The organism is Sphingobium sp. MI1205, assembly GCF_001563285.1.
Classification (GTDB): domain Bacteria; phylum Pseudomonadota; class Alphaproteobacteria; order Sphingomonadales; family Sphingomonadaceae; genus Sphingobium.
The window spans coordinates 278,081-287,488 of the sequence record NZ_CP005191.1; the positions used below are offsets into that span (position 1 = coordinate 278,081).

9 protein-coding genes are annotated in these 9,408 nt (G+C 65.6%); 8 read left to right on the forward strand and 1 reads right to left on the reverse strand.

Annotation, left to right across the window (positions count from 1 at the left end; translation table 11 throughout):
- Positions 1-109: 109 nt before the first annotated feature.
- Positions 110-3,235 (reverse strand): Ti-type conjugative transfer relaxase TraA, encoded by a 3,126-nt coding sequence (traA, locus tag K663_RS22215; RefSeq protein ID WP_013038673.1) that lies wholly within the window; start codon positions 3,233-3,235, stop codon positions 110-112.
- Positions 3,236-3,411: 176 nt separating this feature from the next.
- On the opposite strand from traA, the gene K663_RS22220 reads away from it, so the two are divergent.
- From K663_RS22220 to K663_RS22255, 8 genes are read left to right on the forward strand one after another with little or no spacing between them, the layout of a single operon-like run.
- A complete protein-coding gene (locus tag K663_RS22220) occupies positions 3,412-3,717 on the forward strand; it encodes a conjugal transfer protein TraD (protein WP_013038674.1) in 306 nt (101 codons plus the stop codon).
- A 37-nt stretch (positions 3,718-3,754) separates the two neighbouring features.
- Positions 3,755-3,991, forward strand: a complete 237-nt coding sequence (locus tag K663_RS22225) for a conjugal transfer protein TraD (RefSeq protein ID WP_013038675.1) — start codon at positions 3,755-3,757, stop codon at positions 3,989-3,991.
- Complete coding sequence (locus K663_RS22230; protein ID WP_013038676.1) at positions 3,984-4,259, forward strand: hypothetical protein; 276 nt, start codon at positions 3,984-3,986, stop codon at positions 4,257-4,259. Before K663_RS22225 ends, K663_RS22230 begins: the two co-directional genes overlap by 8 nt.
- Positions 4,256-4,540 (forward strand): hypothetical protein, encoded by a 285-nt coding sequence (locus tag K663_RS22235; protein WP_013038677.1) that lies wholly within the window; start codon positions 4,256-4,258, stop codon positions 4,538-4,540. Before K663_RS22230 ends, K663_RS22235 begins: the two co-directional genes overlap by 4 nt.
- Positions 4,537-5,472 (forward strand): HEPN domain-containing protein, encoded by a 936-nt coding sequence (locus tag K663_RS22240; RefSeq protein WP_013038678.1) that lies wholly within the window; start codon positions 4,537-4,539, stop codon positions 5,470-5,472. The genes K663_RS22235 and K663_RS22240 overlap by 4 nt, the downstream gene beginning before the upstream one ends.
- Positions 5,469-6,185 carry an SIMPL domain-containing protein gene (locus tag K663_RS22245; RefSeq protein WP_013038679.1) on the forward strand — a complete coding sequence of 239 codons (717 nt, stop codon included), beginning with the start codon at positions 5,469-5,471 and terminating at the stop codon, positions 6,183-6,185. The genes K663_RS22240 and K663_RS22245 overlap by 4 nt, the downstream gene beginning before the upstream one ends.
- 6 nt (positions 6,186-6,191) lie before the next feature.
- Positions 6,192-7,853, forward strand: coding sequence for a type IV secretory system conjugative DNA transfer family protein (locus K663_RS22250; RefSeq protein WP_013038680.1), 1,662 nt, complete (start codon positions 6,192-6,194; stop codon positions 7,851-7,853).
- Between the two features lie 37 nt (positions 7,854-7,890).
- Positions 7,891-8,352 carry a hypothetical protein gene (locus tag K663_RS22255; protein WP_013038681.1) on the forward strand — a complete coding sequence of 154 codons (462 nt, stop codon included), beginning with the start codon at positions 7,891-7,893 and terminating at the stop codon, positions 8,350-8,352.
- Positions 8,353-9,408 lie beyond the last annotated feature (1,056 nt).

A 9,408-nucleotide genomic window follows, 5' to 3' on the forward strand; every position in this document is an offset into this window, starting at 1 on the left:
AAATCAAATGATAAGGCGGCGCGCGACCCGAAAGTCTCAATAGCGACTCTCTTGAGACTTACTGGCCTGCCAGTCGTGGGACTGGCAGGCCATTTTTCCGGTCGGCCAATTACCGGCTAAGGCCACGATCGCGGCCAATCCCAAGTTCGTGCGTCAACTGGTGGCTAAGGTCGCGCCCGCGCCCCATGCCCATCTCAAGCCCCAGCTCGCGCTCACGGCCGCGCAGGATCGATTCCACCTGGGGATCGCGCTCAAGGCTTTTCGCCATGCCCGCCATTTCCTTGCCCGCCTTCTCGCGGCCCGTCATGTCGCCGGCGCGATAAAGCCGGTCACGGTCCTGGGAGAGCTGTTGCCAGCGTTCCACGAACCGATCGGCGCGCAAGTTCGGATCGGCCCGCACCTTGGCCTCCTGCGCCATCGCATCCATCATCGGGCCGCTGCGCCCCGCCGCCGCCTCATGGAGCAAGCCGGGTTCGCGCTGGAACGCCGATGCCATATCGCGCGAAGCCCCCGCCCTGATCTGGTCCAGCGCCTCGGTCGCGCGCTCGAGCGCGACCTTCTGATGCTCCAATACCGGCCCGCCCGATGCGCGGGCCTGCAACACCGCCTCGGCCGAACGCGAGGCCCGCTCGACCGCGCGCCGGAAATCATGGGTAAGGCCCTGCTCGGCACGCGCCGGGGCTTCCTTCGCCGGCGTCGGCGTGCGCGACGACAGTTTCAGCCCATCGAACATGCCCCGCTTGGGAGCCGCTTTTTCCTTCGCGCCCTGCGCTGGCTCGGCCGCCTTCGCCGGCTCGGCCGACAGCTTCAAGCCGTCGAACATGCCGCGCCGCGGCTGTCGCTCGGCCGCGGCCTTCGCATCCCCTGCGCCGCGGCCCTCGCCGATCTCGCGTGGGCGTGGATCTCCGCCCATCTGGCGCATGGTGCCAGCACGCGGGCCAAGAAGCTCCACACCCTTGCGCTCGGGCGCATCCGGCAATCGGATCTCGCCCGACAGACCGCGCCGATCGGCGAACGATTGCGCCTCGGCGTCGCGGTCCCGATACATGGGATAATCCGACGCCATATCCTTCGCCCGCTCGCGCGACAGCGTGCGGACAAGCCGCCGATCGTCGGCGAAGTCGTCGCGGCCATAGTGGAGCTGCACGCCCTCACGGTGCCGCGACAGCGCCACATAGGCCGCATGGCGGTCCATCCCCGGCGTCGCCAGCACATGCCCCTGATCGACCGTCACGCCCTGCGATTTGTGGATGGTCGCGGCATAGCCATGATCGACATGGGCATAGTCCTTGAGGTCGAACGCCACCTGTCGGCCATCATCGAGCCGCACCGCCATGCTGTCGGGCGACACGCGCTCGACCTTCCCCAGCGTGCCGTTCTTCACGCCTAGCCCGCGCTCGTTTTTCAGGAACATGATGCGGTCGCCGGTCGCGAACTCGCGCGCGCCCCGCTCGGCCGAAATCCGCACGTCCTGCCCCAGCTCGCCGGCTTCGCGCAGCCGATCGCGCGCGGCCTGGTTCAAATCACGAACCTCGGCATTGGTGTGGGTGAGGATGATCCGCGTCTTTTCGGGATCGGCAAGCCGCTGCGCGTCCCATGTGTCGATCAGCTCGGCCCGCGCAGCCTCGCGCGTCTCGGCCGCGTGGACCATGCCATGCTCGGCATAGGCATGGATCGCCTCGCCGGTCCTGCCCGTCGCCAGCGCCCGCGTGGCGTCCTTCTGCCAGTCCTCATGCTGCCGGCGAACCTCGCTGATCTCGGCCGCGCCGTGGCGCTCGGCAAGGGACCGGAACGCCGCCCCGGCCTCGATCGCCTGCAACTGCTCGGGATCGCCGACAAGGACCACCTTCGCGCCGGCCCTTTCGGCCTCGGACAATACGCGCTCCATCTGGCGCGTGCCGATCATGCCCGCCTCGTCGATCACCAGCACGTCGCGCGGGCCTAGCAGCTCGCGGCCCTGGTCCCACTGATATTCCATGCTCGCGATCGTGCGGGACTGGATGCCGGAACCGCCCTCAAGCCCCTCGGCCGCGATGCCGGACAAGGCCGCGCCGCGCACCTGATAGCCGGCGCGCTCCCATTCGTCGCGCGCCACGCCCAACATGGTCGATTTGCCGGTGCCGGCATAGCCGACGACGATTGCCAGGTCGTTCTTGCCGGTGATATGCGCCAGGGCGTCCTTTTGCTGGCTTCCCAGCGCAAGGCTTCCACTCTCGGCGGTGTCTCGCCCCCCCATTTGAGACGCCGCCGAGAGACCATGCCCCGCCCGATCCGCAAGCCGATCGCCGGCCTGGCTCAACCGCTGCTCGGTGTCGATCATGTCGCGCGACGTGAACCGATCCTCGCCGCGCCCGTCCTTCCCCAGCGCCACCAGCTCGGGCGAGGTCCGCACCGCGCTCATCACCTGGTCGAACTGATCCTTGCCGTCGCTGTGCCGGAACGCGAACTGCGCCAGGTCGCGCCGCGTGAACGTCGCCTGCTGGCGCGTGATCGCGTCCAGCGCGATCTCGGGCCGCGCAATGATCTTCTCGCCATTTTCGCGCGCGATCCGGGCATGGTCCTCGACCCGCTCGGCCTCAAGCCCTTGTTCGGGCATCCGCGATGCAGCCGGCCCGATCTTGTGTTGCGGCTCAAGGTCGATCCCCTGCGCCGCCAACGTGCGATGGTCGATCCGCGCGTCAATATCCAGCTCGGCAAGGCGCTGGTTCACATGGTCGGCCCACGCCTCGCGCCACTCCTTCAGGAGCGCCGTGCTGTTCCACTCGACTACCTTCTTGCCGAAGCCGTCCGGGCTGATTTCACGCATCGACAACATGACATGCGCGTGCGGCTTGGGCTGGCCGTCCTTGCCCATGTCCCAATGCACATTGAGGTCGGCCACCATGCCGCGTTCGACGAACTGCTTTTCGACGAACTCGCGGGCGAGCTGGACGCCCTGCTGCTGGTTCAGCTCGCGCGGAATCGAGAACTCGACTTCGCGGGCAAGTTGCGCGTCCTTGCGCTTCTCGCCGGCCTCCACCTCGTTCCACAAGGTCGCGCGATCGTTTAAACGCTCCGGCGCACCTTCGGGCAGCATGATTTCCGAATGGACGACGCCGGCCTTGTTCGAGAAATCATGATCGCGCCCGAGTCGGTCATCGTGCAGCCGCTCCGCCGCACGATAGGCCGCGCTCGCAACGGCGCTCGATCCACTGGATCGGCCAATGACTTTCGCGGAGAAATGGTAGATTGCCATGACGATACGAAACTTACCTTTCTTAGCGCAGGTCGGCAACGACCTATAAGCGCGCACTCACCACTCACTGCCGTTCGCGTGATTGACTTCACCGTATTTCTGTTCGGAACCGCTGTCCTGCCAGCGCGATCATGCTACTGTGCGGCTTCTGTTCGACGGGCGCGAGGGAGAGAATGATGCGAAAGACGCGCGACTATGACGCCGAATTGCGGGCACTGAGCGACAAGGCCAAGTCTATCAAGGCGAAGAAGATACAGCAACTCGGCGAGCTGGTGACGGGGACCGGGGCCGATGCGCTCGATCTGGACACGCTCGCCGGTGCGCTGCTCGCCGCCGTGGAATCGGCCGACGCGGAGGAAAGGGAGGCGTGGCGCTCGCGGGGCGCGGCCTTCTTTCAAGGACGCGGGCGCAAGGCTGGGCGACGCGCTGGCGGCAACGGCGAAGGCGGAAACCAAGCTGGCGCAGGCGAGGCACAGGGTTGAAGCCGCCAAGCGCCGCACCGATACGAGAGGATGGGTCGTGCAGCGTCGCGAACGCACCCGCCATCTCATAGAGCTGGGCGGCCTCGTCCAGAAAGCCGGGCTCGTCGAACTGACCGACGACGATCGAGCAACGCTCTATGGCGCGATGCTCGATCTGGCCGCCCGCGCGCAAGGCGATGGCAACGCCCTCGCGCTCTGGAAGCGGCGCGGCAAACGGGCCTTCGACGCGGAAGCGGAAGGACAGGACAACGCGGAAGGAAACGCCCATGACTGACACGTCGCGCCTCTCCTGGCAGCTCCTGATGGTCGGACCGGGAATCGACCGGATCACCCCCGACATTCAGGACAAGCTCGCCTCGCTGCTCGATCTGCTTCCCGCCACCGCGACCATCAATGTCCAGACCGATGCCGGCTATGTCACCGTCTCGCGCGACTGGCCCAGTCACCGCATGGAAACCGTCGATAGCCTGGTGGACGAAATCGCCGCCGCTCCGGGCATCACCCATATCGCGCTGCCGGCAAGCGAAGGACAGGAACCGTGACGCGCGCCCTCGACATCGGGGCGATCCGCGCCCAGGTCCGCGCGCTCGATTATGTGCGCGGCACCCCCGCCGAAGTCGCGATGTGGCGCGAAGGCGATGCCGAAGCCCGCGCCAATCTCGCGATCGAAGGCATGGACCTCGACGCCGACGAACACGCCCTGTTCGACATGCTGCGCGCGGAAGCTGTCCCCCCTCCCCTCGCCACCGCGATCGTCCTCAAGCTGCTCGATCATCCCGACGCGGACCCGGCGCTGGCGATCACGCCGGCAACGATCGGATGACGATGCGGGCCGATCTCGATCATCTTCCCGCCGCCAAGCGCCGCGAACTGGAACGGGTCGCCCGCGTCCTGTTCGATGAATTTGAGGATGCCGTCAAAACCAAGCTCTCCGACAAACGCAAGGGCGGCCGCATCCTCAAGCTGATCCTGTTCGGCTCCTACGCGCGCGGCGATTGGGTCGAGGATCGCGCCAGCGGCTACATCTCCGACTATGACCTTCTCGTCGTCGTCAACTCCGAGACCTTCACCGATCTGCAAACATGGTGGGCGGTCGCCGACGATCATCTGGTGCGCGAGCTGACCGTCACCCGCCATCTCTCAACGCCGGTCAATTTCATCGTCCATTCCCTGATGGACGTAAATGACCAGCTCGCGCGCGGCCGTCCCTTCTTTGCCGACATAGCCCGCGATGGCATTGCCCTCTACGAAGCGCCGGGACAGGGCCTCGCCATGCCGCGCCAGCTCGACGCGCAGGAACGCCACGCCGAAGCCCTGCGCCATCGCGACCATTGGTTCCCGCTCGCCGCGCACGCGCTCAAGCTCGCCCAGGACAGCATCGCCGACGGCGTGCCGCGCGATGCGGCGTTCATGCTGCACCAGGCCGTCGAGCGGGCTTACAATGCCGTGCTGCTCGTCCTGACGCTCTACGCGCCCAAATCGCACCGTCTCGGCATCCTGCGCTCGCTCGCCGAAAATCTAGACCCCCGGCTGATCGAAGCATGGCCGCGCGATACTCGCGCGGCCCGCCGCCATTTCGCACAGTTGCAGCGCGCCTATGTCGAGGCCCGCTATTCCCACGCCTATGAAATCACCCCCGACGAACTGGCCTGGCTCGTCGAGCGCGTGAGGCATTTCCACACGATCGCCGCCGCGATCTGCGCCGAACATCTCGCCACGATCGACACCAAAAACGACCCAGGAGGATTGCCATGAAACCAGCCCTGTTCCTCACGCCCCTGCTCGGCCTCGCCGCCTGCACCCCCGCTGCGCCCGACCCTCGCGGTGTCGATCGCGACGAAACCGTGCTGACCGTCACCGGCACGGGGCGCGCCGAAGCCACCCCCGATCAGGCGTTGTTCACTGCCGGCCTGTCGAGCATCGCCGCCGACGCGCAGGCCGCCAGCGCCCGCAACGCGGAAACCATGAACAAGATCACCGCCGCGCTCGCCAGGCTCGACATTCCGGCGCGGGATATTCAGACCCGCAACCTCTCGGTCAACCGGATCGACTATGGCGCGAACAAGGGCCGCTATGAGGCCAGCAACAGCGTCGCCGTGCGGGTCCGCGACAACAAACGGGTGAGCGAAGCTCTCGCCGCCGTCACCGCTGCCGGGGCCAACATCGTCTCCGGCCCCAATCTCTCGGTCGCCGATCCCGAAAAGGCCAACCTCGGCGCTTATGGCACCGCCTACAAGGCCGCGCGCGCCAAGGCCGATGCCTATGCCGCCGCCGCCAACCTGCGCGTTACGCGCGTGCTGGCGATCAGCGATGGCGGCCAGGGCGGCTATATGCCGCAAATGGCCGACATGGAGGCCCGCATCGCCGCTCCCCCGACAGTCGTGCCACAGGCAGCGCCCCCGGTGATGGCGGGGACCAACATGAACATCGTGACCGTGCGGGTGGATTTCGCCCTGGCGGCGAAGTGATCCGGCATGGAATGGTTCCGCCAGCTCGGCCGCGCGATCCGCAACCTCGCCCGCCTCGCGCGCGAGCAACCGATTTGGGCGATCACGGCGCTGACCCTTAGCCCGCTCGCGCTCATCCGCCATCTGTTTCGCACCGCGATCCTGTTCCTGATCGTCGGCATCGTCCTGGCCGGCGGGATGCAATTCGTCCTCGCCTCCCTGCTCGGCCTGGCTCGCGATTCCAATCTCTACCAGCTCGGCATGATGCTGACGTTCCTCGTCATCATCCTGGTCACGCTGCGCGCCCTCTTCCAACCGCTGATCCTGCGCTATGGTGGCCCTGCCGGCGACGATACCCACGGCTCGGCCCGCTTCGCCACCGATCGCGAGACGCGCCCCCTCGCCCAAAATGGCGACGGCCTGCTGATCGGCCGCGACCGCAAATCGGGCAAGCCGCTGCGCTATGCCGGCCCCGCCCATCTGCTGACGATCGCGCCGACGCGCACCGGCAAGGGCGTGGGCACCATCATCCCCAACCTGCTCGACTATCCCGGCCCGGTCGTCTGCATCGACCCCAAGGGCGAGAACGCGCGTATCACCGCCCACTATCGCGCACGCTTCGGCCCGGTCCATGTCCTCGATCCCTTCGGCGTAACGGGCATGGTCGGGGCCGCGTTCAATCCATTGGATCGTATCGACCCTGCCGGCCTCGATCTCGCCGACGACTGCATGACGCTGGCCGACGCACTGGTCTATGACGCCCCCGGCGAAGCGGGCGAGGCGCATTGGAACGAGGAAGCCAAGGCGTTGATCGCCGGCCTGATCCTGCATATCGTTTGCCAGGAGCCGGCGGGCACACGAACCCTTGCCACGCTGCGCGACCGGCTCACCCTCGCTCCGCAAGCCTTCGCCGCCCAGCTCGAAGCCATGCAGGCGCAAGGCGGCCTCACCGCCCGCGCCGCCAATCGCCACCTCGGCAAGTCCGATCGCGAAGCCGCTGGCGTGCTGTCGGCCGCGCAGCGCCATACCCATTTTCTCGACAGCCCGCGCATGACGGCGGTGCTGGGGCACTCGGATTTCACGTTCGCCGATGTGAAGGCGCAGCCTACCAGCGTCTATCTGGTGCTGCCGCCCGATCGGCTCGCCACCTATGCGCGCTGGCTGCGCCTGATGCTCGCGCAAGGGCTGACCGATCTCGCGCGCGCGCCGGCCTCCCCTGCCCGCTCCGTCCTGTTCCTGCTCGATGAGTTCGCCGCCCTCGGCCGCCTCGAACCCGTCGAGCGCGCTATGGGCCTCATGGCCGGCTACGGCATCCAGCTCTGGCCGATCCTGCAAGACGTTCACCAGCTCCGCGCGCTCTACGAGCGCCGCGCCGGCACCTTCCTGTCGAACGCCGGCGTCTTGCAGATATTCGGCGTCAACGATCACGACAGCGCCAAGCTCGTCTCCGATCTGCTCGGCCAGGAAACGGTCGTGTTCGAGAGCATGAGCCGCGCGATCGACGCGGAAGAGACCGGCATATCGTTCGGATCGCAGCATGTCGGCCGCCCCTTGCTCACGCCCGATGAGGTCCGCACGCTGCGCGAGGATTTGCAGCTCCTGTTCCTCGCGGGGCAACGGCCGATCGTCGCCGCCAAGCTACGCTATTTCGCCGATCGCGAGTTCGCGGGGAAGTTCGACAAGGTGTAGAGCGTTTAAACCGTCTCAAACACAAGGTATTTCGACCATGCCTAATGAACGATTTGAGGAATTTGCCGATCGATTCATGAAAAGCATCGGCGAGCCGGGCTGTGACCTACAAGCATTGGTCGATGAGCTGATAGAACTGCACGCTGTCGAGCGCGACGAATTTAACCGTGTCCGCCTGATAAGTATGCACATTGCGTTGACCAACATCGCTGCCGAAGGCTTGGCCAAGGCACAAGCCCCAGGCTCTCAGATCATCGGCTTTCTGGCCGATAACCTTTCGACTTACCATCTCATGCTCCGCCAGGAGAGTTTGGTTGACGGGCAGATCGACAAGGCCGTGCTTTTGCGCGTGACCGAACGCGAAATCACCGCTGGCCGCATGAAGGGCAACGATCCTCTCCGGGCATTTGCCGAAGGCGGCGAGTATATTCGCGACAATCCGATGGAGGGCCTTTTCCACGCTGATCCATCGGCCGACGACAAACCCGTCCTGAATTGAAGCGATAGCACCACGCGCCACAGGGCGCGAATGTATAGGCGTATACAAATATACAAGTTCGCCGTCTGTTCGGCCTGGGCGTTGTTTAGCGGACTTTCCGCGCCCTCCCCTGCCGGTTCTTAGCGTAGGATTCCGCCCTCTCCCGCAACGATGATCGGGCCAGGTTCGCGAAATCGTTGTCTGGCGCACAAATCTTGAAGCTCGCCGCGCCGATCGCGGCCGCTCGGACCCGATGTTGCCGTTTTTCAGCCCTAGCGTCCATAAAACGCACTTCCGTGTCGTCGCGCGCGATCGTGCGAGGATCTAGCTTCCAAAAAATCGGCCGCCTAGGAAGCCCGTAGAGCGGCATCGGGCGCTCGACCTCTCCAACCCTGCCGAACGCTCAGAATGACGCCCAGCGGCCCGGAAATCGCCCCTGCCGCGACGTTTCCGCCTCCCCTGCCCTCTCGGCTTGATCGCTGCCCTATCCGCCTGGCTTTTCTGGAAAGCCAATTGCGACGGTGCCGCTGGCGCTGTGGTCGCGGCAGGGGCGCAGCGTTTAAACGATCCCTAATCCAACAAAAAGCGTGCCGGCGAAGCCGGCTCATCATGGGGGATGCCGGGTGGGAGGATCGCAAAGCGATCCGGGGCGGCCGCAGGCCGCGAGCCGGCGGGGGCGAAGCCCCCAAGAGGCGGCGCTTTTCTTCCCTCTGACCGTGCTTCAAGCACTGCGCCAGTGAGTCGCGCTGCCTCTGTCCCGATTTCCGGGACAGGTTGTCCGATCTGGCGGGATGCTGGTGGGTGAAACCACGTCGCGGCAAAAGTTATCCACAGGGCGGCCTAGTGTTAATATATGGGTTAAAGAGTCGTGTTACGGGATTTTGGCGTCTCCGTAAGATACTGAATATAATAGTGAAATCGGCCATTTTTTGGCCTTGGGCGTCAACGGAACCCCGAATCCGGTGACTCCAGAACCCCGAATCTGCGTCAACGAAACCCCGAATCGTCGGCGAGCGTCAATGAAACCCCGAACTTTTTCGTTGCGTCAATGAAACCCCGAATCTACGGTGGCCGTCA

Excerpts from the sequence above, each read along its gene's own strand:
- K663_RS22230 (WP_013038676.1), top strand. The coding sequence starts at position 3,984 with ATGACTGACACGTCGCGCCTCTCCTGGCAGCTCCTGATGGTCGGACCG.
- K663_RS22240 (WP_013038678.1), top strand. The coding sequence starts at position 4,537 with ATGACGATGCGGGCCGATCTCGATCATCTTCCCGCCGCCAAGCGCCGC.
- K663_RS22255 (WP_013038681.1), top strand. The coding sequence starts at position 7,891 with ATGCCTAATGAACGATTTGAGGAATTTGCCGATCGATTCATGAAAAGC.
- K663_RS22220 (WP_013038674.1), top strand. The coding sequence starts at position 3,412 with ATGCGAAAGACGCGCGACTATGACGCCGAATTGCGGGCACTGAGCGAC.
- K663_RS22250 (WP_013038680.1), top strand. The coding sequence starts at position 6,192 with ATGGAATGGTTCCGCCAGCTCGGCCGCGCGATCCGCAACCTCGCCCGC.
- K663_RS22245 (WP_013038679.1), top strand. The coding sequence starts at position 5,469 with ATGAAACCAGCCCTGTTCCTCACGCCCCTGCTCGGCCTCGCCGCCTGC.
- traA (WP_013038673.1), bottom strand. The coding sequence starts at position 3,235 with ATGGCAATCTACCATTTCTCCGCGAAAGTCATTGGCCGATCCAGTGGA.